At 41.8% G+C, this 25,305-nt stretch carries 18 protein-coding genes and 2 tRNA genes (1 of these 20 cut by a window edge); 8 read left to right on the plus strand and 12 right to left on the minus strand.

Annotated features, from left to right (window positions below; translation table 11 throughout):
• Nucleotides 1-16: 16 nt before the first annotated feature.
• Together AN213_RS11595 and AN213_RS11600 are read left to right on the plus strand one after the other, a co-directional pair.
• Nucleotides 17-1,306: an amidohydrolase gene (locus AN213_RS11595; RefSeq protein WP_055198688.1), complete on the plus strand. Its 1,290-nt coding sequence runs from the start codon at nucleotides 17-19 to the stop codon at nucleotides 1,304-1,306.
• Between the two features lie 116 nt (nucleotides 1,307-1,422).
• A complete protein-coding gene (locus tag AN213_RS11600) occupies nucleotides 1,423-2,052 on the plus strand; it encodes a trimeric intracellular cation channel family protein (protein ID WP_054561309.1) in 630 nt (209 codons plus the stop codon).
• Here the strand turns inward: AN213_RS11600 and AN213_RS11605 are convergent.
• The 8 genes from AN213_RS11605 to AN213_RS11640 form a co-directional block, all read right to left on the minus strand.
• Nucleotides 2,049-2,504 carry an N-acetyltransferase gene (locus AN213_RS11605; RefSeq protein WP_055198689.1) on the minus strand — a complete coding sequence of 152 codons (456 nt, stop codon included), beginning with the start codon at nucleotides 2,502-2,504 and terminating at the stop codon, nucleotides 2,049-2,051. The genes AN213_RS11600 and AN213_RS11605 overlap by 4 nt on opposite strands.
• Nucleotides 2,491-4,557 (minus strand): exodeoxyribonuclease V subunit alpha, encoded by a 2,067-nt coding sequence (gene recD / locus AN213_RS11610; protein ID WP_236702923.1) that lies wholly within the window; start codon nucleotides 4,555-4,557, stop codon nucleotides 2,491-2,493. The genes AN213_RS11605 and recD overlap by 14 nt, the downstream gene beginning before the upstream one ends.
• Nucleotides 4,558-4,562: 5 nt before the next feature.
• The gene (gene recB, locus AN213_RS11615) at nucleotides 4,563-8,138 is read right to left on the minus strand and encodes an exodeoxyribonuclease V subunit beta (protein WP_055198691.1); all 3,576 of its coding nucleotides are present in this window, start codon (nucleotides 8,136-8,138) and stop codon (nucleotides 4,563-4,565) included.
• Nucleotides 8,125-11,448: an exodeoxyribonuclease V subunit gamma gene (recC, locus tag AN213_RS11620; RefSeq protein ID WP_054561305.1), complete on the minus strand. Its 3,324-nt coding sequence runs from the start codon at nucleotides 11,446-11,448 to the stop codon at nucleotides 8,125-8,127. The genes recB and recC overlap by 14 nt, the downstream gene beginning before the upstream one ends.
• Before the next feature lie 153 nt (nucleotides 11,449-11,601).
• The gene (locus AN213_RS11625) at nucleotides 11,602-12,618 is read right to left on the minus strand and encodes an alkaline phosphatase D family protein (protein WP_236702924.1); all 1,017 of its coding nucleotides are present in this window, start codon (nucleotides 12,616-12,618) and stop codon (nucleotides 11,602-11,604) included.
• Nucleotides 12,619-12,659: 41 nt separating this feature from the next.
• On the minus strand, nucleotides 12,660-13,787 hold the full coding sequence (locus tag AN213_RS11630; RefSeq protein ID WP_055198693.1) for a sulfatase-like hydrolase/transferase: 1,128 nt from the start codon (nucleotides 13,785-13,787) through the stop codon (nucleotides 12,660-12,662).
• 56 nt (nucleotides 13,788-13,843) lie between these two features.
• Nucleotides 13,844-16,201: a TonB-dependent receptor domain-containing protein gene (locus AN213_RS11635; RefSeq protein ID WP_054561302.1), complete on the minus strand. Its 2,358-nt coding sequence runs from the start codon at nucleotides 16,199-16,201 to the stop codon at nucleotides 13,844-13,846.
• A gap of 212 nt (nucleotides 16,202-16,413) precedes the next feature.
• Nucleotides 16,414-17,457 (minus strand): alkene reductase, encoded by a 1,044-nt coding sequence (locus AN213_RS11640; protein ID WP_054561301.1) that lies wholly within the window; start codon nucleotides 17,455-17,457, stop codon nucleotides 16,414-16,416.
• A gap of 321 nt (nucleotides 17,458-17,778) precedes the next feature.
• Between AN213_RS11640 and AN213_RS11645 the strand changes: the two genes are divergently transcribed.
• Nucleotides 17,779-18,360 carry a TetR/AcrR family transcriptional regulator gene (locus AN213_RS11645; protein ID WP_054561300.1) on the plus strand — a complete coding sequence of 194 codons (582 nt, stop codon included), beginning with the start codon at nucleotides 17,779-17,781 and terminating at the stop codon, nucleotides 18,358-18,360.
• A gap of 85 nt (nucleotides 18,361-18,445) precedes the next feature.
• On the plus strand, nucleotides 18,446-18,844 hold the full coding sequence (locus AN213_RS11650) for a DUF2750 domain-containing protein (RefSeq protein ID WP_054561299.1): 399 nt from the start codon (nucleotides 18,446-18,448) through the stop codon (nucleotides 18,842-18,844).
• Nucleotides 18,845-18,871: 27 nt separating this feature from the next.
• Here AN213_RS11650 and AN213_RS11655 read toward each other — a convergent pair whose 3' ends face one another.
• Nucleotides 18,872-19,756 carry an AraC family transcriptional regulator gene (locus AN213_RS11655; RefSeq protein ID WP_054561298.1) on the minus strand — a complete coding sequence of 295 codons (885 nt, stop codon included), beginning with the start codon at nucleotides 19,754-19,756 and terminating at the stop codon, nucleotides 18,872-18,874.
• Between the two features lie 229 nt (nucleotides 19,757-19,985).
• Here AN213_RS11655 and AN213_RS11660 point away from each other — a divergent pair, with 229 nt between their 5' ends.
• From AN213_RS11660 to AN213_RS11675, 4 genes are all read left to right on the plus strand, one after another.
• Complete coding sequence (locus tag AN213_RS11660) at nucleotides 19,986-20,510, plus strand: carboxymuconolactone decarboxylase family protein (protein WP_054561297.1); 525 nt, start codon at nucleotides 19,986-19,988, stop codon at nucleotides 20,508-20,510.
• Between the two features lie 237 nt (nucleotides 20,511-20,747).
• Nucleotides 20,748-21,602 (plus strand): prepilin-type N-terminal cleavage/methylation domain-containing protein, encoded by an 855-nt coding sequence (locus AN213_RS20520; RefSeq protein ID WP_055198694.1) that lies wholly within the window; start codon nucleotides 20,748-20,750, stop codon nucleotides 21,600-21,602.
• An 18-nt stretch (nucleotides 21,603-21,620) separates the two neighbouring features.
• A complete protein-coding gene (locus AN213_RS11670; protein ID WP_054561295.1) occupies nucleotides 21,621-22,043 on the plus strand; it encodes a hypothetical protein in 423 nt (140 codons plus the stop codon).
• A 2-nt stretch (nucleotides 22,044-22,045) separates the two neighbouring features.
• Nucleotides 22,046-23,770 carry a GspE/PulE family protein gene (locus AN213_RS11675; RefSeq protein ID WP_055198695.1) on the plus strand — a complete coding sequence of 575 codons (1,725 nt, stop codon included), beginning with the start codon at nucleotides 22,046-22,048 and terminating at the stop codon, nucleotides 23,768-23,770.
• Nucleotides 23,771-23,833: 63 nt separating this feature from the next.
• Here the strand turns inward: AN213_RS11675 and AN213_RS11680 are convergent.
• The 3 genes from AN213_RS11680 to AN213_RS20275 all read right to left on the minus strand — a co-directional run.
• Nucleotides 23,834-23,921: transfer RNA gene (locus tag AN213_RS11680), tRNA-Ser, on the minus strand.
• A gap of 146 nt (nucleotides 23,922-24,067) precedes the next feature.
• A complete protein-coding gene (gene nadA, locus AN213_RS11685; RefSeq protein WP_054561293.1) occupies nucleotides 24,068-25,108 on the minus strand; it encodes a quinolinate synthase NadA in 1,041 nt (346 codons plus the stop codon).
• Between the two features lie 129 nt (nucleotides 25,109-25,237).
• Nucleotides 25,238-25,305, minus strand: a tRNA-Lys gene (locus AN213_RS20275); it runs 50 nt beyond the window's last position.

Genomic DNA, 25,305 nt, shown 5'->3' on the forward strand with positions numbered 1-25,305 from the left:
AATAAAAGGATACGGGATGTTAAACAAACTACTTTCGACCAGCCTACTTCTCAGTGCTATTTCTACCCCTGCATTTGCGAGTGATATTAATACTGAACTTAAATCTGCCAATAAAAGCGTCAGCGAAAAAGTCATTAAATGGCGCCGTCATTTACACCAATACCCAGAGCTTAGTAACCGTGAGTTTGAAACAGCCAAATACGTGGCTAAGCATTTACGTTCGTTAGGCCTTGAGGTTCAAACAGGTGTGGCTCATACCGGTGTGGTTGCCAAACTTAAAGGGGGCAAAAAAGGTCCGCTTATTGCGCTACGTGCAGATATGGATGCACTACCTGTAAAAGAGCAAGTAGACTTACCTTTCGCGTCAACTCAAACAACAGAGTACAAAGGCAATACCGTTGGCGTAATGCATGCCTGTGGTCATGATAACCATGTGGCTATTTTAATGGCAGCAGCTGAGTCTTTAGTAAAAATTAAAGACCAACTAGCTGGTGATATTCTGTTTGTCTTTCAACCTGCTGAAGAAGGTGCTCCTGATGGCGAAGAAGGTGGTGCTGAGCTGATGCTTAAAGAAGGCTTATTTAAAGAAAAGCCAGAAGCCGTATTTGGTTTACACGTAACCAGCTCACTTAATACCGGACAAATTGGTTTTCGTGAAGGGCCGCTAATGGCCAGCGCCGACAAATTTACAATTACAGTAAAAGGTCGCCAAACTCACGGCTCACGCCCTTGGAATGGGGTTGACCCAATTGTGGCGTCATCACAAATTATCATGGCAACACAAACCATTGCTTCTCGCCAAGTTGATGTGACCAAAGCGCCTTCTGTGGTTTCATTTGGTGCCATTAATGGCGGTGTGCGTAACAACATCATCCCTGATGAAGTTGAAATGGTGGGCACAATTCGTACCTTTGACCAAGAAATGCGTGCTGACATTAAAAAACGTTTAGCTAAAACCGCTGAGATGGTAGCTGAATCAGGGGGCGCAGAAGCACATGTTCACATTGACCATGGTTACCCAGTAACAGTGAACGATGTTGAATTAACCAAGAAAATGACACCAACTCTTGCTGGTGTGGTTGGCAAAGAAAACCTGATCACAACGCCACTTATCACAGGTGCCGAAGACTTTAGTTACTACGCCTTAGAAACACCAGGCATGTTCTTTTTCTTAGGTGTCACACCAAAAGGTCAAGATGCAGTTACAGCACCTAGTAACCATTCACCACACTTTTTTGCAGACGAAAAAGCTTTACAGCTTGGCGTAAATGCAATGACGCAATTAGTGGTTGATTACCTAAAATAATAAAAATTTTCTTACCGGCGGGTGACATCACTACCCGCCCTATTTTCTTAGCTGTTCAGCATCAATAAAGTTCATTTTGCTAGGGTTAGATTATTATAAACAGGTAAGGAAGCCCCATGACATCAGAATACTTTCATTTTTTAAGCATTATCGGTGTAGCGTTTTTTGCTATTTCCGGCACCTTGCTGGGCCATGAAAAAAGTGTTGGTGGTTTTGGTGTGGTAGTCGTTGCCACAGTCACAGCTCTGGGTGGTGGCACACTTCGAGACATATTGCTTAACAAACCAGTATTTTGGATAGCTCAGCCCGATTATTTGTACGCAACTTACATAGCCATATTCGCGTCTATTCTATCAATTCGCCACTTACCCGATTTAAGTAACACCACCATGCTATTAATGGATGCCGTAGGGATGGCTATTTTCAACATTATTGGTATCGAAAAGGCATTGATTGGCGGCGCAGATATGGTTGTAGCCATCACCATGGGTATGACCACGGGTATTTTTGGCGGCCTGATGCGTGATGTGATCTGCCGAGAAGTGCCTTTAGTAATGGGCGAAGAACTTTATTCAACCGCTTGCTTATCTGGCGGGTTAACTTACGCGGCTTTATTCACCCTTGAGGTGAGTTATATTTGGTGCATTATTGGCGCATTTGCTGTGACGGTATGTTTAAGATTAGGCGCCATACACTTTGGCTGGCAACCTAACCTGTTTCGTAAAAGCAGCTTTAAACGCTCTTAGCAAGTCATATAAATACAGCCATCGAGTGGCATGTCCGCTGGATACTGGGTTTGTATAAAACCCAGTTTTTCATAGGCTGTTTTAGCAAGGCTATTGTGGCTATACACAAACAACGACAAACTATCGCAGTTAAATTGCTGTTTACCCTGCTCTCCTAGTAAATTTATCAACACTTTTGCAAGACCTTTACCACGTTCACTTGGCGCGATAACTAGCCGCCCTAAATGGCAACGACCTTCACGTAAATAGTATTGACCAAACCCTAACATCTGGCCCTCGTCATTAATCAACGTGTAGGAATTCAGCGCATCTAGGTTTAAATCATTCTTAAAGCTTTGCGTATCAAATGGGTAATTAAAAAATGGCCCAGACCAAATACGCAGTTCAGCCTCTGAGTTAAACCAACCCATTAACTCGTTGAGTTGGTCACTCGTTACTTTAACTAGCTTCATGTTTTAACCTATCGTATAAACCTGATGCACGAGTAACAGATTTATTCATTGCCATGAGCAATACATTTTTATCGGCCACCAGCTCAAATGTGCTTTTCGCGCGGGTGATACCCGTGTAAACCAACTGCCTGTTAATGCCCTGATTAGCCTGTTTTATTGGTGGTAAAATCATTGCTGTATAAGCAAATTCAGAACCTTGCGACTTATGAATTGTCATGGCATACACTTTGTCGTGAGCAGGTAAACGCGCGGGTGAAAAGGCACGAATATTTTCTTGCTCATCAACAAACATGGCTTTTAACTGACCTTGCTCATCGTGCATTAAAATACCTATGTCGCCATTAAACAGTTTTAGCTGGTAGTCGTTTTGGCTGATCATAATTGGCATACCCACGTAATGCCTTTGATATGGCGAGATTAAACCTTGTTGAGCCAGTGCTTTTTCAATACGCTGATTAAGGCTATTTACACCATAATCTCCTTCTCTGACGGCAGCTAGCAACTGGTAATGCGCAAATGCTTTATGCACACTGGCAACACTTGCCCCTTGCTGGATAAGCTGCAAATAATCGTGATATTGCAACGCCGCTTGTTGCACAAATTGCTCAATCGGTTTACTAATTACGCTGTAATTAAGTTTAAGGTCTTTAAAGCCACCTTGATTAATCGTTTGCTCAACGTAGCCTAGTAAGCCACTGTTATTGGTATTTACAGCTTGTGCTAATTGACCAATGCCGCTGCTGCCATCAAAACGATAACTTTGCTGTAAAAACGCAATACAATCGTTAAGTACAAAATGACTGCTCGCCGCGGGTATTTCGCTCTGATTATTAAAACAAACGCGATTAAGCTGCGCAGCTCTTTCACTGCTGTAATCAGGCATTTTGCCAAGCTCTAACCCTTGGCATAGGTCGCTGAGAATACTACCCGTATCAACCGAAGCTAATTGGTCTTTATCACCCAGTAAAATAAGTCTTGCATGACTCGGTAATGCCTCAATTAGTTTTGCCATAAGCGATAAATCTACCATCGATGCCTCATCAATGATCAGTACATCTAAATGCAGCGGATTACGCTTGTTATGGCGAAACTTATTGGTATGCGGAATAACGCCCAGTAAACGGTGAATCGTTTGCGCGCTGTCAGGAATAAGTGGCGCGATATTATCAGGGATCATACTGAGCTTTTGCTTTGCCCCTAAAATAGACTCAGTTAAACGCGCTGCCGCTTTACCTGTCGGTGCAACCAGCTTAATTGTTAGCGGCGCACTGGCATACAAAGATTGTAATATGGCCAATAGCTTAGTTACAGTGGTGGTTTTACCTGTACCCGGGCCGCCAGTGATCACACTAAAGCCTTTTGTTGCAGCAATCGCACAGGCTACTTTTTGCCAGTTTAATGTTTTAATAGGATCGCTTGGGTTGGTTGTATGTTCACTGCTAGGAAAATACACCTCAAGTAATGACGTTAATTCGGCTTCATCAAGTGTGAGTTCTTTCGTTGCTAAATGATGTAAACGCGAAGCCAGTGTGGTTTCGTACTCTGCCAATCGGGCAAAATAAAGTTTATTCGCAAACAATAGCAGTGGTTTGTCGTCCCCGACACACTCAGCATTCATTAGTTTATCAACGGCTTCAGCAAGGCCAAATTCCATATCAAACGGGGTTAAAACATCAGGGGCTGCAATGCTGGCATCAGCTAAACTTTGTTCTCTTATTTCAAACGGGTTTTGCCAGTTTATAGTCACGAGCTCTAAACAGCTGTGCTGACTTTGCTGCGCGGCCGCAAGCAATAAAATCAGGTAAAAAACCTCACTGTGCGCTGCTTCGTTACTCTCTATCAGTGTTTGTGAACCGGCTACTGTTTCTGTGCCAGTCAATAGCTCTGCAAGTTTCACATCAACTAAGCGAATACGTTTTGCCTCCAGCAAATAACTCAGTAAAGGCTGTGTTTTAAGTTCTGTAGCAGGCAACACTGAATCGCTTTGGGCATGTTGTTCTGGTTGCTTATTCATTGGCTCGTTTGGCTCATGGTCATCAAAGCCGAATGTCATTTGACTCATAGCATGGCTCCTTGTGCGAATAAGCTATCAAGCTCAGTTATTTGCTGTTTTGTTAGCTGATTGAAATACACCCCTTGCCCTTCGCTCATACCACGTAAGAAGGTGTAGTAAACACCGCCTAAATGCATATCGCTATCGTAATCTTGAATACGTTGTTTTAATAAACGGTGCAATGCCACGGTATATATCAAATACTGCAAATGATACTGGTGACTGGTCATGGCTTGCTCTAGTTGCTCATGTTGGTAGTCAGTCGCACTATTGCCTAAAAAGTTCGATTTATAATCAAGAATATAATACTTACCCTGCCAGCAAAATATTAAATCGATAAAGCCTTTTAGTAGGCCTTGCACCTCACTAAAATCAAGCTGACCAGGTAAGTTAAAATGTTTTACTAACACTTGGTTAAGCTTATCACTTGAGAGTGATAACAGCGGTAAGTTAAATTCCATTTCGACCAAACAGGTATCAGGTTCAAGTACTGATAAACTAAGCCCTTTATCGTTTAATGGGCAATTCAGTGCAGCAAGGATCCACTGCTCGGTTATTTCCTGCCAGCTATCGTCAATATGGTATTTTTCGAATAACGTTTTGATCACTTTATCAAGTGCGTGGTCGTCTTGCTCAGTGGCTGGACGCTTTAACGCATAAGGGTCAGTAAAGTCTAATTGCTCAAATATTTCATGCAAACAACTACCCGGTTTTGCGCCTTTAGGGAAGCTGTAAGGTGTTAAAGCATTGGCATTTTGGGCTAAAAACTCATCTTTTTCGTGATCTTCATCACTGCGACCAAGCTCAATATGATCAGTATGCTTTTTCAGCGTTAAGCTACTAAAGCTGGTTGAGCGCCAATCACGCTGAATGTCTGCTTTTACAGTATTAACTTGATAGGCTTGTTCACTGTCTGCACCAGCAAATGTTAACTTTTCAAGCTCATCTGCTTGGCTAAACGCCTCATAATCCATGTGCGCAGAGCCATCACAAAATTGTTGTAACAACGCGCGCCATTCATCGCCCGATTTAATCTCTAACCCTGCAAATAATACGTGGCCAATGCTGGTACTTTGAATTCCAGGGCGAGCACTGCGACCTTGGGCAATGTTATACATACCCACTGAACAAAAATGCACGGCACGAGTCAATGCCACATAAAGTAAGCGTAAATCTTCAGCCAAGCGCTCTTGCTCGGCTTTTTGCATTGCGTCGTCACCTTTAGCAAGGTCATAAATAAGCTTACCGTCTTTATGATAAAGGGCTTCTTTGCTTTCGCGATAGCCACAGGCAAACGGCATGAATACTATCGGGTACTCTAAGCCTTTTGAGGCATGCATAGTAACAATTTTCACCAAATTAGCATCGCTTTCTAGGCGTACTTGCACCGCTTCACCATCTTGTTGACTGACTTTTTGCGCAAACCAACGCAGCAATCTGTGGGTGCCCTCAAGCTCAATTTGCTTTTGCTGTAAGATTTCCCCTAAATGACGGAAATCGGTGAGCCAGCGTTCAACGTTGTAGCCTAAGCCTTGCCAACGCGCTGCGAGCTGATTATGGCTTAATAAACGCTCGAGCATCGCCATAGCGCCCTGTTTATGCCAAATGTGAGCAAGCTGAGCAAAAAAGTTTAAATGCTCTTGCCATGCGCTTTCATTTTCATGAAGCTCATAAATGCGGTTGTAGCTTAAGCAAAACAATGGCCCGGCTAGCACACCACGCAGTAACGACTCATCATACTGTCCATGCAATGCAGTTAAAAAGTTCAGTAAGTGATGACTAAGCTCTTGGTTAAAAACACTATCTCGCGATAAATACACGCTGGCAATGGCGGCTTCTGCCAGTGCTGTTTTCATCAGCTGTGCTTCGTTTCGGTCACGCACTAACACACAGATATCAGCGGCCGTGAGAGGCTTTCCTGCAATGGTTGCAGCGCCTGCATTAGCTTGCTTGAGTAGCTCAGTAATTTTTTTCGTATACTGCAAAGCCAATGCCTGTTGAGCCACCCCTTTGCTGGTTGGCTTGTTGTTGGCTTCGGCGTATTCATCAACAAAAACCGAAAATTCAAACGCACTTGGCATTTCACCGTTTATTAAAAACGCTTTGTCTTGCTGTTTTCCTTTGGCATTAACCTTTTGAAATGGGATCGCATCGTTGTAAATAAAGCTATTAGCATTTTTAGCAAATAAACGGTTTACGCTATCAACAACCCCTTCACTTGAGCGGTAGTTGGTATCTAGGGTGTATTGCTTATCCTCTGAAACAGCTTGTTTTGCGCCAATATAAGTAAAAATATCTGCACCACGGAAGCCATAAATAGCCTGTTTTGGATCACCTATCATGGCAAGCGTGGTGTTTTTAATGCCATAAATGCGGCTAAAAATACCATATTGAACTGGGTCAGTATCTTGGAATTCGTCAATCATGGCAACTGGAAACAAGGCGGAAATTTTTTCACTTAACGCTTGGCCTTGCTCACTTAAAAGCGCTTGATGCAAGTTACTTAATAAGTCATCAGGGGTGATCACGCCTTGTTCTTGCTTGCGTTTAACTAATGCATTTGCGACCCATTTAGCTGCGTATTGCACTATCGCAATATTCAAGCCGTTATTGATAAGGCTACTCAGTTCAGCCATTTCATCAAAACGAGCCAGCATTTCATGACTAAGCAAGCTGCCGTTTTTCTTATAATTTGCAGGATCGCTTAAATTTTCTGTGCCCCATACTTCAAACGAGTATTTACTGGTACCAAATACAAAAAATAGCTCATCATTGTTTATATACTCTTCAAGCGCTGCAAGGCTGTTTTTACGACCTGGAGTTTTTGAGCCACTTAAATCAGATGCTTTTACGGCATTAATAAATTCACTCTCACGGCACGCCGTTTTAAATGCTGGTACTTTTGCCACAAAGTTATCGCGCGCTTGCCATATTTCGTCAAGGTCATACTCAGGGGTAATCGTTGCCCCTTGTTTATTGAGTAGACTTACCACCTGTGAATACAGTGACGCTGGCACAGGGAAAATATCGGTAATTGCTTGGGTGCGCTCTTTTGATTGTGGGTAAACAAAGGCACGCCAAAAGTCATTAAGGGTTTCTTGAATAAGCTCTCGCTCATCTAAAATAAACTCTAAGTTAAACGCCACGCCGGATTCAAAGGCATGTTGTTTCAGCATTCGCTGACAAAAACCATGAATGGTGAATATAGCGGCTTCATCCATCGACTTTGCCGCGGCGTCTAATAAATCAAATGCGGCGTGTTTGTCAGTTACCTCGTCAATTACTTGCTCAATCAGCTCATCATCGGGCTTTTTACCAAGCAGTGCATCTCTGGCATTGATTATACGCGCCCTTACACGGTCTTTAATTTCTTGAGTTGCGGCTTCAGTGAAGGTCACCACCAGTATTTGCTCAACACTCAGCGGCGTATTTAATTGTTCATCTTCACCGGTCGCTTTTTGTAAGCCCAACAAATACCGTAAATACAAACCTGTGATGGTGTAGGTTTTACCTGTACCGGCACTGGCTTCAATAAGGCTTTGCCCACACAGCGCCATACTCATTGGATTAAGCGTTTGCATGATCTGCCTCCTGTGCTAATTCAACAATTGGCGATAACAGCAGCTCGCTCCATTTTATAAACTCTTCTTCACAGTCTTTAAGGCTCTTTATGGTTAAACGAATATACGGGTTTTCACCTTCACCTATGCCTATGTATTGCGGTGCGAACTTATTGTTTGCTTTAACCATATCTTTGTCTGTTTTTATGTACTCGTAACCACTGACCGGGAAAAACGCCACAGGGCGAGTTAAGAGCGTTTCATAAAGCGAAAACCAATTGTTTAAATAGCTGCGGGCATCGTCTTCTGACAAGGGTGAAAAACTAATTTGCTTGTCTAAACCAAGAATAAGGGTTTCAACCGGCTGCCCCATTATTTGCGCCGCTAAATGATGCACAAAGCCGCGAATAACATCTTTTGCTTTAATACTGGCGGTGCGATAAAACACCTGTTTTTGACCATAAATATGATTTAACCAACCTTCTAAAGTGGTGTTGGCTATTTTAATATTTACTTCAACGGGTAATGCTTCATCACCTTGAATATGCGCTTTCACTTGCCCAGCAAGCGCATCAACTCGGTGCTGCATACTTTCAAACACAAGATCGCCAACATGGGCTTGAGGTAATTCACCGCGCTGCATTATTTGCGCTTTGTTAAGCGGTTGCTCTTGAATGCTAGCTTCAAGAATTTCGTCAAGGTAAAAGTAACGACGTAATGCGTCTAAACTAAATGGCTCTTCATCTTTAGCGATATCGTTAAATTGCGGTAAGCGTAAACCCAAACTTTGCTGATAAAAGCTCTCGTGCGGCTGGCAAATACTGCGAATAAACTGAGTTAACTCAACACTGCTTTCTGGCTGAACACTAAGCGCTTGCTGTGGCTCAGGGTTAACAGCTTGAGTTGGCATCCACACAGGGTTATAGCTGTGTAATTGTGTGGCTAACGGTTTGTTTGCTTTTTGCTTGTCATCAATTTTCTCTGTTAGATAATAAGCCGAGTTAAATGGCTGTAAGTGCTGATAATTAATTAGCGCCTCTGGTAGCTTTAAGTGAGTGTCTTGATCAGCAAATTTAAAACTACGGGCTATGTATTCCAAAAGCTCGCTCACTAAGGTTGAGGGCATTCTTGGTTGGTTATCAAAGCAAGAACGGCCAATATAACTGATGTATAAATTCTCACGAGCACTTAAAATCGCTTCTAAAAACAGGTAACGATCGTCGAGTTTACGAGAACGGTCGCCTTTTTGGCGTTTTGAGTATGGAACTAAGTCAAAACCGATTGGCTGAACGGTACGCGGGTAATCTGCATCATTTAAACCTAGCATGCACACCACTTTAAATGGCACAGCGCGCATTGGCATCAACGTACAAAAGTTAACTTGCCCCACTAAAAAGCGCTGCCCTACACCTTTTTCTTGAATACCTTGTTTAACCAAGTAACTCACAATGCGCTGCGAAACAGCTTGTTGGTAATCGCCATTGTCATAATGCTTAATCAGTGTATCGAGCACTTTTTGCAGTACTAATAAATCCCAGCTTTGTTCACCTTCATCGCTGTACACATCGTTTAATAATTCTTTTAGAATTTCTGCCTTTTCGTTAAGCGGTGCATCAGCTTGAAGCTTGGCTTTATAACGGGCCAGTACATCAATAAATTCAATGAGTTTATTAAGTGTATTCAGTGCCATGCCTTCAACTTCATCGGCACTGTAAATCCCCGAAAACGGCAGTTGTTCATCACGTTGTGCAACACCTAATAACAAGCGGTTTAAGCCATGTTGCCAAGTGTTTAAATCTATTGCTGGTAAGCCAAAACTGTCTTTGTGTGCGGCATCTAAGCCCCATTTAACGCCAACGCGTTCAAGCCAAAAGCCAATTTGCTCATATTCATGAGGTTCAAGGTTAAACTTTTCGGCAATTTGTGTAACTTGCAGTAAATCAAGAATGTCAGACACACCAAAGCGTGAGTATGGTAAATCAGCTAAACTGGCAAACGAGCTAAGTACGGGTTTTTCTTGTTCTATGGCTAAATCGGCTAACGCATAAGGAATAAAACGTCGCCCTTCGGCACCACCAAACACCGCCTCAATATACGGGCTGTATGTGCCAACATCCGGCATCATTACAATAATATCTTTTGGTGTTAGCGCTTTATTTTCATTGAATAGATTGAGCAAGTAATCATGTAGTCGTTCGACTTCACGTAGTGGCGTGTGACAATCGCTCAGCACAATACTGGTATCGTCTGCCTGAATCGGCAATTTGCCTTCGTCATTAATAAACCATTCTTTATCAGGCGTTAATGACTCCCCCTTGAAGGCTAATTGGTAAATTTCAGACTGAATTTGCGATAACAAGCTTTGATCAAACTCGTTATCGAATCCGTCAAGCCACTGCGCGTCTAATTGTAGTAACTGCTCAAAATAGTCTCGTCCTAATTTACCCCACGACGAGAGTAACGGGTTACCAATAAAAAAATACTCGTGATCAGGGTTTTTAGCGCTGTCTTCAAGCGCTTGTAACTGCGGGCGTTTGGCATATTTAGCAGCAATCTTGGCTGCTGTTTTCTCATCGAGTGTGTCGCCCCAGTAATGTTCACTGGGGTTAAAGAAAAACAAAAATACCTGCGTTTTTTTCGCAATGGCCTGAAACACTTCAAGCTGGCTGCTCGCAATTGCAGAAATACCAAATAAACTAATGCGCTCAGGTAATAGGCTTGCGTCCATTTTTTCAAGGGCTGCAAGGAGTTTGTCTTGCATATTGGCGCGGTGATATTGGCTTTGCCCAAGTTCTTTACTATGCGCCACCAGCTTACGCCAGAGATCTGGCTGCCATGGCGCAATGCCCACATCAACATCATCAAGTTCATCGATGCCCTGCTCCCAAGTGGCAATCCAATTGGGGCGATACATTAAATATTGGTCATAAACGTCGGCAATTTTCTCGCACAAGGCAAAGGTTTTTTGCCCTTCACTGTCACCATCTAAATAGGTTTTAAGTGGTAAGTACAGCGGCTCATCAATGCAGTTTGGTAAAATCGCAAACAGCTTCCAAGCAAGGTTAGCTTTGTTATACGGTGATTCACTGGGTACATCAGGCAGCAATTGTTGGTAAAGCTGCCATATAAAACTTGAAGGCAGCGGAAAATCAACCTGAGCGGCAATCCCTAAGTGTTCACTTAAACCTATTTTTAGCCACTGCGACATACCCGGTGACTGCACAAGCACAATTTCTTTTTTAAAGGGACTCGTTAATGGATTAACTTTAATAACTTTATGAAAAAGCTCTTGCAGTGCTTCCATGCGATTTGATTGAATTATATTCAGCACTCTACACTGTCCTTGCTTGAAACTAACTAATTGACACAGTGTAAGATATTTTAATTAGATGGGATAGAGAGAAATACCCGCAAACAAGGCTTATTCCATGTTTACGGGTATGAGCTGCGGGCATGTGTTAAATATATGCGCAGCTGGCAATATTTACTGGTATGGGCTTATCGTCGATAACGCGAACTCGGTGTGCATGATCTCATCACCCTTAATACCTTTAAGCGCAATACGAATGGTAGGATCTGCTTTTTGCCAATCGATTGTTAAGTCGCCGTAGTTAACTTCATGAGTGTAATCACCCACACGGTGTTTATTAGGGCTAACATCTTTCCACTTTTCTGTAAGCCCAGAGCTGGTCATTTCATATAACGGGTAATCTAGGTTTTGTTGATATTTAGACAGCTCACCCCAGTGAGTATCACCACTGACAATAATCACACCATTTACTTTATGTTTTTTAATAAGCGCAAATAAACGCTCACGATCAGCCGGATAATTTGCCCATGACTCCCAGCCTGTAAAATCAGCCAATAACTGTAAGCTTGAGGCAATGATTTTTATCTTTTCATCTGACTTAAGCTCTTGTTCGAGCCATTGCCATTGGCTTTCGCCAAGCATAGAGGCGTTTTTATCGGTTGTTGGACTATAAGGCCCTTGTTTTGCCGGTTTACGCTCAAGTTGATAGGTCATCGCTGATACATGATTTAACGGCGCACGATTAAAACGAAGATCAGGCATGATGACTTTTACTGTTTGCTCGCCTTCACCGTACGTGTACGAAGTGTAAATACCATCTTCACGAGTTCTGCGAGCAGAACCTGCTGGCTCTTGCCAAAAGTCGAGCATGATTTTTCGTGATTGCTGTTTTTTTGGGTATTCGCTGCCAGCGTCATTTTCGCCATAATCATGGTCATCCCACATGGCTATTATCGGTGTATTCGCACGTAATGTTTTAAAGCCCGGCTTTTGCCCTAAACGTTGATATTTATTGGCAAGTACCGACATATCTTCGGTATCTCCATAAATGTTGTCGCCAAGGAACATAAACAAATCGGCTTTCTCTTTGTTGATGGCGTCAAAAATTGGAATAGCCTTGTCTTGATGACCACATGAGCCAAATAAAATTTTACTCGGTGCGGCAATCGCACTCGCACAACTAACCAGCATTAATCCACTTAAAGCACTTCTAAAAAAGCTAAGTGTTAAACTCATTTTAAAATCTCCTTAATCGGCGCTGCCATCCTCGGGTTAACTTGCTGACTGTTGATGCCTAAAATGCTCAACACAGTTGCCGCTACTTGCGCTTGTTTAAGCTCATTACTTGGCTTAATTAAGCCTGTTGCTTTTATATCTGGGCCAATCGCTGCTAACCAAATATGCTCAGAGCCAACAATGCCGTTTGGAAAACGCTGCTTACCTTGCTCTGAACGAGCTAAAGCACGCTTAGAACTATGATGTTGCCAATCATCAGCATGACTGCCACGGCCATGATCGGTAGTGATGATCATTGTGGTGTTGTCTTTATAGCCCGGTGTTTGTTGAATTGTTTGCCAAAGGTCACGGATAAACGCATCACTTTGTTTAGCCGATTTTAAATAGGCATCGTATTTACCGTTATGAGCAAAATCATCGGTTTCACCCAAGCTAATAACAAGCAAACGCGGCTGTTTATTTAATAAATATTGTTTGGCAAATCGGTAGGTAAAGCTGTCGAGGCGCACATTGTGCCAAGGGCTTGGGATCTCGCTTTGCATTTGGTTTAGCAGAGTCACTTCGGCTGAGTTCACTGCATCAAAGGATTCAAAGCCAGCATTAACATAAACCCCACTGCGCTCACGATTTACAATATAAGGAAACACATCCCAGCTACCAAAAAGCGCGGTTTTACCTTTAAACTCTGGCTGAGAATTTAAACTCTCTAAAATGGTTTTATTGGGGTTAGGCACTTTATCGTTGCTATCGATATTCTCATTTACTATGCCAGTTAAAATTTCACTGTAACCTGGGTATGAGAAATACCACGGGTTGCTTACCGACATCAATGAGCCTTGAGTTCTATCGCCAATCAAAACGCCCTGCTTTGCCAGTGTTTCACTAAAAAATGGCATTAACGCTTGAGTTCGCTGTGCTTGGTCATCTCGCCAAAAAAGCGCCTTTAGTTCATCTGTATCTGCAACAAAATCAGTGTTATCGATTAGGTTTTTATCTGCACCAGAGAACACTTCTTGCCAGCGAAGCCCATCAAGAGTAACGAGCACAACATTGTCGGCAGCTTTACTGTTTAAGCTTAATAGTGATGCCGCTACCACCACCGTGGCTAAAATTAATTTTTTCATATTTCACCTGCAAAAAAGCCCATCAAAGATGGGCTGTTTAAACGTTAGCTTATTACTTAAAACTGCGCTGTAAGTGTTAAAGCTGCGGTACGTGGTGCACCAATAAAGTAGGTTGAACCATTACCTGTGCCACCTGCGAGATATGATTTATCAAACAGGTTATTCACCACAAATGCAAGGTCGATTGATTTAAACACGCCTGAATCAAGGCTGGTGTTATACCCAATGTTTAAATCAACCAAGGTGTAACCATCAACCTCATTACGCGAACGGGTTTGCTCATCAGTCCATGCACCTAAACGCTCACCTGTGTATTTAGCCGATAAACCAAAGCGGAAATCACCACTGTAGTAGTCTGCCGATACCACAAATAAATCTTGTGCTGAGTCAATCACTTCATCACCCGCTTTAAAGCTGGCTGATGCATCCTCAAGTAGCTCACCATCGCTGTTGTAAGCACTTGGATCGTTCGATTGATACTCAGAGTTATTGTAGGTATACGATGTGTAAAGATTCCATTTGTCAGTCAGCATATAGCTTGCTGATAGCTCCACACCCGTTGACTCAATACCACCAACGTTGATGTAAGAACCGTTCGTGCCAATGGTGTAATCAATACCATCGGTATCACTGCCCGGAGCAATAAAGGTAATACGGTTATCAAATTCGATGCTGTAAGCGGTTGCCGTTAAACGTAAACGGTCATCACTGTAACGCACACCTAGGTCGATGTTTTCAGCTGTTTCAGGTTCAATTTCGGTCAGTGTTGATGAATCACGTTCAAGTACACCATCTTTAATTGCCGCAAAGTTTTCGCTGTAGCTGGTGAATAGCTCTGTGCTTGCAGATAGCTGATACAGCACACCACCGCTGAAAAGTACGTCTGAATCACTGTCGATTTTATCTGAGTATTCATCTTCAAAATGATTATAACGCTGAAGCTCAACAAGGTACTGTTTAGCACCTAAATTAAGCGTGAAATCACCTAAACTGATTGAGTCTTGTACGTACCACTTGAATGTATCTGTTTCGAAGGTGTTTTTATACTGTGTCCAATACGGCGTATGGTCAAAGTGATGATAAATACGGGCATCAATAACTTTATGCCAGTCACGTGACTCATCACGGTCTGTTTGTTCAAACCAAAAACCAGCTTCAATATCATGATTACCAAGAGTTACTTGGTACTCACCGGTCATACCTAAGCGGTCTTTTTTATAGTGAGTATGACGATACGACATAACAGGAATAGCATCATCTGGGTAACAGGCAGGGTTTAAGCCAGGGCCAGATGACCATGGCCACTCTAAACTTGCCGTACAACCTGCAGCAGGTGCAAGTGGGTTACCGTCGCTGTCGGTGAAGCCGTAGCTACCAGCATTTTCGCCGCCAATTGTTGTTGGGTTGCCATCGCCATCAACAGGTGACGTTAAATAAGGCGGGATCCAATCGCCACGACCCGAGTTTTTATGGTAATACGGCGACAAGCTTAAGTTTGAAGTGGCACTTAACGCGTAATCAAACTTTACATACGCAAGAGTATTTTCACGCAGTGTACCCCAGCCCTCAGCAAACATTTGATCAAAATGCGGCACGCCAGTCCAATTCCAAGTTAAACGATCCCAATCAGGGTTTTGTTCAAACTCACTAATGCTAATGCTGTTATAGTTAATTTCGTGAACATCATCATACGAAACACGACCCGTTACAGTTAAGTCACTAAAGTCTGATACAAACTTCGCTTCAATGTGCTGATTGTCTTTACCACCATTGCTGCCATCACCAATCCAGCGGCTGGTATCTGTTTGCGAATAGCTGATATAGGCTTGCGTGTTATCAAACACAGTGCCGGTTTCGTGCTTCACAAAGTAGCGGCTAGCGTTATGATCGCCCGTTGTATAAGCAAACGTAGTGCTTTGCTCGGTACTCGGTTGTGCACTCACAAAATTGAAAGTACCGCCTAATGCTTCGAGTGATGCAGAGGCAATATCAGAAGTACCTTGCCCTACTTCAACCGTTGCTAAGTTTTCGCTGTCTAAGTAACGGTTTGCTTTTGCACCGCCACCATAGTTAGAACCACCATTAGGAATACCATCAATCGTCATACCTAATTGCTGTTGATTACCATCAATACTAAAGCCACGCATAGTAATGGTGGTTGACCAATCGTCACCACCAAATGCATCACCTTCGTTGATGCTAATACCCGGTAGGTTATCAATCACGGCTAACACGCTTGATACTGAACTTTGTTGCTCAAGCATGGCAGGTTCAATAACGTTATTTGCATAACTGGTTGGCTTTGCAACAACGGTAATTTCTTCAATTTCGTTATTCGTGTTTGCATTTGCCGATGTTGCTAAAAGCGTTGCGACTACAAGGCTTAGCTTTGTTTTTTTAGTTACTGTGCTCATTGTTTTTCCAAGGTTACGTATTTAAAAGCGGGCACAGTATGCAGAGCGCGTATGACATTTAGGGTCAAAATTTTTGACACAATAATTAAACAATTAATGCATTTTCATGGCAGATTTAAGACTTAACTGTTTAATAAATAAGAAAGTATTAGAAAAAACGCCCAGTTAAATTAACTGAGCGCTTGTTGGTTGGACAATATTATTAGGTTTGCTTAAATCAGTTCAGCCAGCATTTCGTCGCTGTATGGTGTTAACGCTTCACCATTTTTAACTTTACTGATGTAATCTGGGTTCGCAATGAATGGGCGACCAATCGCAATTAAGTCAAATTGGTTGTTATCGATAGCTTGATTAGCTGACTCAAAGCTATAGCTACCTACCCCGACTAAGGTACCTTTGTACGCACCGCGCATATATTCAGACGCTGACTTATCACCTAAGCTTGCAAAGCGCATGCTGTCATCAAAAATACCAACATGTAAGTACGCAAGGTTACGTGTTTCAAGGGCTGGTAATAGATAATCAAATACCGCCTTATCACCGTCACTTTCGGTCATATTAAAATACGCGCCTGGCGATAAACGTAATGCAGTTTTATTTGCACCAATTGCTGCCACTACTGCATCAACGACTTCAAGAGCAAAACGCGACATGTTTTCTGGTGTTTGACCGTATTGGTCTTCACGTTGGTTTGCAGCAAAGTGTAAGAATTGATCAATTAAGTAACCATTCGCACCATGAATTTCAACCCCGTCAAAACCCGCTTCAATAGCGTTTTCCGCCGCTTTTGCGTAGTCAGCAATCAAACCTTGGATGTCTTCGATGGTTGCCGCTTTTGGAGTAACGTAAGTTAACTCACGCATTCTTGGTACCGAACCTTCAATACCAATTGCTGATGGTGCCAGTACATCACCACCAAAAAAGTGAGGATGAGCAACACGACCAACATGCCAAAGCTGAGCAAACATTTTGCCGCCTTTAGCGTGCACAGCATCGGTCACTTTCTTCCAACCTTGTATTTGTTCACTAGTAAATAAACCCGGCGTATTTGGATAACCTTGGGCATCTGGGCGGATAATCGTTGCTTCGCTAATAATTAAGCCAGTATCAGCACGGCGTGCATAATAATCAACCATTGCTTGTGTAGGTACGAGGTTATCGTCGCTCATACAGCGCGTAAGTGGTGCCATTAGTACACGGTTTTGCAGCTCTATGCTGTCGTTTAATTTAAACGGAGAAAGTAAATCGGTTGTCATGGTTTTATCCTTATCTTGAACATACATTCAAGATAAGGGCGAAACATACACACTTCAAGGTTTATTTTGAATAATCGTTCAAGATTACGTAAACTTCGTTTATACCAATTCGCTTAATTAAGTGGTCTATTTTGAGGCAAGAAAACCTCGTTGATANNTTTCGTTATTTAGTTGTTCTCGGCAATTGCTCCTGCATTGCTCTACCTTCTGCATCCATGCAGTCGTAAATCAGAAATTTTTAACGCGGGTAGCGACAGGTTTAATCCCTCAAAATGACTAAGTATTATTGCGGATTGGTATTATATACCGTGAGGAGCTTTAATGAGAACTGCTGAATTTGATACTGAATTTGTACTTCGCCAAGCCATGCATGCTTTTATGCAATATGGCTATGCGAAGACAAGTATGCAAAAGTTAAAAGAAGTAACTCACCTTCACCCGGGTTCTATTTACGCGGCTTATGGCAACAAAAAAGGCTTATTTTTAGCCGCCACCGAGCAATATCAAAAAGATAGAAACCAACAATTTACTGCCCTTTTTAATGACCAACAATCAATTTTATCGACCCTCAAACATTACTTAACTGTGATTGTTGATGAATGTATTGAAGGTGAAGTAGCTAAAGTGTGCTTGCTTACAAAGAGTATTTCTGAGGTTGAAGGCAACGACCCACAAATTTGCACTGTACTGCGTGGTAACTTAAACGCTTATGAGCATGCCCTCGCCGAACAACTTCAAAAAGCGCTAAATAACAACGAATTTGTAAGTAGCAAGTCAGCTCAACAGTTGGCGCGCTTTTTAGTCATGGGCATATACGGTATTCGTACCTATGCGCTGACAAATCAAGACCCTAAATCTCTGCAACAACTTGCTGACGATCTATTTGCCGCATTAGTAAATTAATTTAGCTATTAACTTTACTTGTCATATTAATTTATCACCTTATGATTAAGGTGTAGCTGTGTATAACTAAAAGAGTGAGCCTGTCATGAATAATGCAACTGCTAAACGTGTTGAAACTGAATTTGATGCTGTACTCGCCTTAGGCGCTAAGAAACGACTCGCTTATATGTTTGAAACGGTTCAAGAGTTTAAACAAGTGTGGATCCTCAATGATGAACATGGCTGCGTCATGCTCTCAAACGAAGACGACGACTGCGTGCCTGTGTGGCCTAGCCGTGAATTTGCCCAAAGCTGGGCAACCGGTGAATGGCAAGACTGCACGCCAAAAGCCATCCCTGTAAAAGACTGGTTAAGTCGCTGGACACCCGGCCTTGAGCAAGATGACTTACTCATTGCTGTATTCCCAACAGACCAAGACGACGGCACCATTTTATTCCCCGATGAGTTTGACTCACAACTAAGAATGCCAAAAAGACGATTTTAAGTACAAGGGAGCCAAGCGCTCCCTTTTTTATGCGATTTGTTGTAACCGAAGTGCCGAAATATCTTTTATCGGTGGCTTGCCAAAAAAGCGTGTGTACTCGCGGCTAAACTGCGATGGGCTTTCGTAACCCACTTTTAAAGCCGCAGAGCCCACATCAATTCGCTCATTCAGCATTAATTGCCTTGCCGCCTGCAACCGTAAGTTTTTTACGTATTGCAATGGGCTCATCTTTACCACATCACGAAAATGTAACCTGAATGTCGACGGACTCATGTGCGCATCACGGGCTAAATCATCAATTGAAAATTGACTCGTGTAGTTTTCTTTTAACCAACATAAGATCTTGGCTATTTTTTGATGGGCAGAGCCAGACATCACAATTTGCCTTAAATAAGGGCTGTGCGGACTATTTAACAGGCGCAATATAATTTCTTTTTTAATAAGTGGCGCAAGGTTAGCTTTTAATTGAGGCTCTTTGTCGAGTTGAATAAGCCTAAGTAAAGCATCAAGCAGGCCATTGTCAGTATCAACCACCGACATAGCTTGGTGCTTAGGGAACTTGTCTTGCCCAGCAAACTCCATTTCAGCAACAATATGGCTGATTTCATGGGCATCTAAGCGTAAGTAAATGCCGTAAAATGGCAGATCTTTACTAGCTCGCGTTATTTGTGAAGCTACAGGCACATCGACTGAGGTCACCAATGATTGGCCGTCAGTGTAATCATAACTATGTTCACCCAACACAACTCGCTTTGCACCTTGCAAGCTAATACCCAGACCTAACTCATACACGCAGGCCATCGGTAAAGAAACTTCGCTTCGTCTGAACACCAATAACTCAGGAATCGCCGTTTCAAAATTACCGTCTGCGATCGCTATCGCTTTAACCGCTTCTATTAATGCCTGACGCATTTAGATTACCTCTAAGAAATACTCAATTAAGTGTATCACCGTAATTTGAGGTTAGGACCATTTTAGGTAACAGTTCGTTATTTTAGGCAAAAATTAAATCATTTATGGCAAGCAGAAATCGCCATCATCAACCATAATGTATTTTCAATTTTTCGATTGCATGCTCTTTGCAATCAGCCAAAGCTACAAAACCTCAATACATTCAATACCTAAAATCAAAAGAGAAATTATGAACCATAACAACACGGATTTATTTGTGTTTGTCGCGATCGCTGCTTTGGTCACCGTTCATGACAAGCCCTTGTTAAAACGAGCATGTCAGCATGCATTGAATGATGGCGTTTCAATGCAAGAGTTGTGTGATACTTTACCGCATATCAGTGTGTATTCTGGGGTGCCAAAAGCATTGCTATCACTAGAGGTTTTAAAGTCCCTTGATGATATTAAAGGTTCACATACGTTGCTTATCAAACGCACAGAGCAGCAACTAAAAACCGCGCTCACATTTGGCCAGCTGCCATTTGGCATTGAGCAGCAAAATAACAGGGTATTTGAGCTTGCCTCTTTAGGCGCTTTATTTGCGCTAGACGATGCCAGCAGCTTAGTTAGCGAGCAACTTAAACGCTGTGTATTACTTGGTTATAGCCGTGAACAACTTGAATTATTAGTAATAGAACTTGCCAGAAAGGTCAGTAGCCACATTGCCATGCGCGCTAAATGTAATCTTGAAAAACACTTTGCTAAGGTGGGTTAAGAAAAGCGTATAAGTACTCTATTTTATCCGAGAATTTTGCTTCACATTGAAATTTGTCTAAGTTTTCGGATAGTTTAGAAAACGCCTCTGCTAAGCTTCAACTAAATAAATTATAGAGTATTGAAATCACTTGATTAACCCGCCTTAAGTTATAAAAAATAAAAATACTACTAAGATGAAAAAACTATAAGTTTGTCTATATTTAAGAAGATATTACTTAAATAGTGAATTGTATTAATGAAATCAACGATTTTGATAAAGCTCAACTCTTTTAAAAGTAAAGGGTTCACATTAGTTGAGCTTATGGTAGCCATCTCAATTATAGGGATCTTATCCTTAATCGCCTTGCCTAATTATCAAGGCTATGTAAATGAATCTAAGGCAGCCACCTTATTATATAGAATCCACTCTATTGGCCTTGCTTATCAGGATGTTATTGCAACTTCACCTGATGCAGTAGCAAAGCCAAATCAGCTTTCGAGTTCAAGCTTTGGTCAAGCCCCAAGCTATTTACCTGGGCTTGCCAATCAATTTTCAGAAGAGTTTGGTATTCAATTTTCAGCTCAGTTAGTTAATCACTCTGGTTTTTTTAATTTTACTGGTCATGAGGCTTTTCCTGTTTTATTTTTAAAAGCAAATAGTCAAAACGGATTGAATGTACTCAATGCCTTGGATCATGTAACTGAATTAAAACATTCTTTTGTGACTCCTAATATGATGATTATTGCATTAGCAACACCTTATGAGACTCACCAAACCAATTTAATACCTTCAGAAACAAATACAAACCCTCCCAAAATAAATCAACCACCAAAATTAACTAATGCAGGGACTAATCAGCAACCTGATGCTAGCAATACAGGTAATACTCAACTTCCTGACGCAAGTAACACAGGTAACACCCAACCTCCAGATAGAAATAGTGGAGATAGCAACACAGGTAGCCAAACGAGTGCAAGTACAGAAACTAGTACCAATGGTGATTCAGAATCGGGCAGTCGAAGCAATGCTGGTTCTAACTTGAATTGGCCTCCTGGCTGGGTAAAACATCCAGATCAACATATAGGCCAACAGCATGGGCATCATGATTAAAAAATTAGGAAGATAAAAATGATTTCAACCAATAAACGATGGCAAGAAAGTATCGCGGAAGCGATGGATGAAACGCAAAATAATCAACGAAATAAAAATAGAGCTTCCATTGTATTACCTAGCTGGCTTCCTTATGCCGCATATATTGCTTTTGGATTTTTGTTAGCAAAAACTCTACTAATTGGCCATGAAACCCACCCTGTAAATTACGACAGAGATTATCAAACAGGCAGCTCAGTGGCATTATTAATGATTGCAGAAGATGTTGAACATTACCGCACAACTTACGGAGAACTGCCAGACGATTTACCAAGCCCTATCGCATCTGTCATGGATGTAACTTATGAAAAAATTACCAATGAACATTTTCGCTTAACCATTCCACATGGTGATTCAACAATCACGTTTGATGCCAAAGACGACAAAATATATATGGAATGAGTATGATTGATAAAAATGAGGTACACAGAAGTAATGCCACTTTTAACTGGCTAAAACGATTTTGCATTGAAAAATCGACTAACAGCAATATTAATATTGAAGAAATGTATAACGGTGAGTCAGCCATTTCAGCATGGAAAAGTGCAGAGGCAATTTTGCAAGTCGACAGCAAAGTGTTAACAGCAATGATTGCAAAAAGTTACCAGTTAGATGTAGCAAAACCTCCTGATGATATGTCAGAAGAATTGCTTAATTATGTTTCTCTTAAAGTAGCTAGAGAGTATGGAATTTTTCCTTTAGGCTTTACAAATGGCTTATTAACAGTAGCTTCCCCTCACCCATTTGATACTGATATGGAATCAATGGTTGAATTTTTAACGACCCTTCATGTTAAGTCGGTATTGGCATCACCCGAGCTCATAGCAAAATGGACGGAAATGTTTTATCAGGAGCAAATGCTATCTGAAAATGACATTATTATAAAATCAAACCAACTCAACACACGAACAAAACAAAATGAGCCCGACTCTTCGAACTCAGCCATAGTTAAAATTGTATCCGAAATGCTGTTAGAAGCGTTTATATTCAAAGCCAGTGATATTCACATTGAACCCTTTAATAATGGCGGCATAATTCGTTACAGAATAGATGGCATGTTAAGGGTCATATCAGAATTACCAGCACAAGTTTTTATTCCAATAGTACAAAGAATAAAAGCATTATCTGGCCTTAACTTAGCAAAAAAAATGGTTCCACAAGATGGAAGTGCTAGTTTAGAGCTCAAAGGTCAGGATGTGGATCTACGGGTATCGACACTACCAGTTAAAGGGGGAGAAAAAGTAGTCATCCGTCTACTGATTAAATCTGTTGTAAATAAGTTAGATGATATTGGTTTACAACAGCAAGAGCTCAATACATTTAAAAACTTACTGCAAAGTAGCGAAGGTATCTTTGTAATAACAGGCCCTACTGGGTCAGGAAAGACAAGTACGCTTTATGCTGCTCTAAAAGAATTAAACACTCCGGAAAAATGCCTTGTCACCGTTGAAGACCCAATTGAATATGAGATTGAAGGTATTGCCCAGGTTAATATTAACCCACATCAGAACCTCACCTTCTCCAGCGCCCTCAGAAGCATTTTAAGACAAGATCCCGATGTAATATTGATGGGTGAAGTTCGCGATGAAGAAACGGCAGAAATGACCTTTCGCGCTGCAATAACTGGGCATTTTGTGATGACCACCTTACATACAAGTGATGCAATTACGACTATTTCAAGGTTAATAGGTTTAGGTGTGTCACGTCCTATTATTGCAGACTCCTTAAAAGGTGTTGCAGCGCAGCGATTAATTAGAAAACTATGCCCTAGTTGTAACCTAAGTGGCCCGTTGTCCACAGATACCTATGGTAAACGTTTTAAAAGCATCTTTCCTGATATAAATATTATGTCGCCATCAGGTTGCGATGACTGCGATCAGTCTGGTTACAAAGGACGTATTCCTCTGTTCGAAATAATCACTATTGATTATCAACTAGCCGATGCAATTCGTGCTGGAGAAAGTACCAGTAAGTTAAGAGAGATTGCAGCTAAATGCGGAGCGAGATCTTTATATAAAGTAGCCTTAGAAGCACTTTCAAAAGGCCTCACTTCAGTAGAAGAAATAAATAGAGTATTAGGACAGTCTTTTTGGAAAGAGTGTGAAAGAAATAACAGCTTAGATAATTAGACAAGCTAAAATGCGATTTAAAAGTATTTGTAAATGACTAAAGTTGGCTTATAAGATTAGAAATGGCGGTGACGGAGAGATTCGAACTCTCGATACGTTGCCGTATACACACTTTCCAGGCGTGCTCCTTCAGCCACTCGGACACGTCACCTAAGGCGCTTAGAGTTTAGCGCGGCGTTATAGTATGAAAACAACCCTACAGACGCAAGGGCTTTTTAAAATAGTGCAGTTAAGTGATTAGTAATCAAACAAAAAAGGCAAGGTAAACACCTTGCCTTTTGTATAGTCAATTCGTTCTTAGCGTTGAAGCGTTGCTGAAAAATCTAACATACGGTTAAGCGACTTTAATGCGCCTTCGCGCAAGTCCATATCAACAAACACTTCTTTACCTTCTGGGTCTGTCAGTGCTTCTTCAATCGCTTTTAAGCCATTCATTGCCATCCACGGGCAATGTGCACAGCTTTTACAGGTTGCGCCTTCACCTGCTGTTGGTGCTTCAAAGAATTCTTTCTCTGGGCATAACTGCTGCATTTTGTAGAAAATGCCTCGGTCAGTCGCTACGATGAACTTTTTGTTGTCCATAGTTTGCGCTGCTTTGATTAGTTGGCTTGTTGAGCCAACTGCATCAGCTAAGGCTACAATCTCCGCAGGAGACTCTGGGTGAACCAATACAGCCGCATCTGGGTGTAAGGCTTTCATATCCTTTAGTGCTTTGGTTTTAAACTCGTCATGAACGATACAGGCGCCATTCCACATGATCATGTCAGCACCTGTGTTCTTTTGAATGTAAGAACCTAAGTGTTTATCTGGACCCCAAATGATTTTTTCGCCTTGCTCATCAAGGTGCTCAACGATTTCTAGGGCACATGAAGAAGTAACAATCCAATCTGCACGCGCTTTAACAGCTGTTGATGTATTTGCATACACTACTACCTTGCGATCAGGGTGCTGATCACAAAACGCTGAGAATTCTTCAATTGGGCAACCTACGTCTAATGAACAAGTTGCAGCAAGGGTTGGCATAACAACCGTTTTATTTGGCGTTAGGATTTTTGCTGTTTCGCCCATAAAGCGAACACCGGCTACCACAATTACATCTGCGTCGTGCTTAGCGCCAAAACGCGCCATTTCTAGCGAGTCAGCAACACAACCGCCTGTTTCTTCAGCTAGTGCTTGAATTTCAGGATCAGTGTAATAATGGGCAACAAGAACCGCGTTCTTGTCTTTTAATAATTGTTTGATACGCGCCTTATACTCAGCTTGCTCGTCTTTTGATAACGGAGCTGGCTTTGGAGGGAAGATATAATCTTCAGGCATAATTTGTTCAGCTAGACTCATTTCTCGACCACTTAGTCCACAGTGCATTCATGGCGCGAATTATACGAGAATCTTAAGCTAAAGAACAGTATTGCTATGAGCTGTTAAGATAAATAAAGGATAACTTAGAAAGAAAAGATAAATCAGGAATGGTGGGTCATGATGGACTTGAACCATCGACCAATGGATTAAAAGTCCACTGCTCTACCAACTGAGCT

This window comes from Pseudoalteromonas sp. P1-8 (assembly GCF_001399985.1).
Lineage (GTDB): Bacteria > Pseudomonadota > Gammaproteobacteria > Enterobacterales > Alteromonadaceae > Pseudoalteromonas.

Coding starts and splice junctions, on each gene's coding strand:
- AN213_RS11600 (WP_054561309.1), top strand. CDS start 1,423: ATGACATCAGAATACTTTCATTTTTTAAGCATTATCGGTGTAGCGTTT.
- recB (WP_055198691.1), bottom strand. CDS start 8,138: ATGCAAACGCTTAATCCAATGAGTATGGCGCTGTGTGGGCAAAGCCTT.
- AN213_RS11660 (WP_054561297.1), top strand. CDS start 19,986: ATGAACCATAACAACACGGATTTATTTGTGTTTGTCGCGATCGCTGCT.
- recD (WP_236702923.1), bottom strand. CDS start 4,557: ATGACATTCGGCTTTGATGACCATGAGCCAAACGAGCCAATGAATAAG.
- AN213_RS11595 (WP_055198688.1), top strand. CDS start 17: ATGTTAAACAAACTACTTTCGACCAGCCTACTTCTCAGTGCTATTTCT.
- AN213_RS11670 (WP_054561295.1), top strand. CDS start 21,621: ATGATTTCAACCAATAAACGATGGCAAGAAAGTATCGCGGAAGCGATG.
- AN213_RS11645 (WP_054561300.1), top strand. CDS start 17,779: ATGAGAACTGCTGAATTTGATACTGAATTTGTACTTCGCCAAGCCATG.
- AN213_RS11655 (WP_054561298.1), bottom strand. CDS start 19,756: ATGCGTCAGGCATTAATAGAAGCGGTTAAAGCGATAGCGATCGCAGAC.
- AN213_RS11650 (WP_054561299.1), top strand. CDS start 18,446: ATGAATAATGCAACTGCTAAACGTGTTGAAACTGAATTTGATGCTGTA.
- AN213_RS20520 (WP_055198694.1), top strand. CDS start 20,748: ATGAAATCAACGATTTTGATAAAGCTCAACTCTTTTAAAAGTAAAGGG.
- AN213_RS11640 (WP_054561301.1), bottom strand. CDS start 17,457: ATGACAACCGATTTACTTTCTCCGTTTAAATTAAACGACAGCATAGAG.
- AN213_RS11625 (WP_236702924.1), bottom strand. CDS start 12,618: ATGCTGGTTAGTTGTGCGAGTGCGATTGCCGCACCGAGTAAAATTTTA.
- AN213_RS11635 (WP_054561302.1), bottom strand. CDS start 16,201: ATGAGCACAGTAACTAAAAAAACAAAGCTAAGCCTTGTAGTCGCAACG.
- AN213_RS11630 (WP_055198693.1), bottom strand. CDS start 13,787: ATGAAAAAATTAATTTTAGCCACGGTGGTGGTAGCGGCATCACTATTA.
- AN213_RS11605 (WP_055198689.1), bottom strand. CDS start 2,504: ATGAAGCTAGTTAAAGTAACGAGTGACCAACTCAACGAGTTAATGGGT.
- AN213_RS11675 (WP_055198695.1), top strand. CDS start 22,046: ATGATTGATAAAAATGAGGTACACAGAAGTAATGCCACTTTTAACTGG.
- nadA (WP_054561293.1), bottom strand. CDS start 25,108: ATGAGTCTAGCTGAACAAATTATGCCTGAAGATTATATCTTCCCTCCA.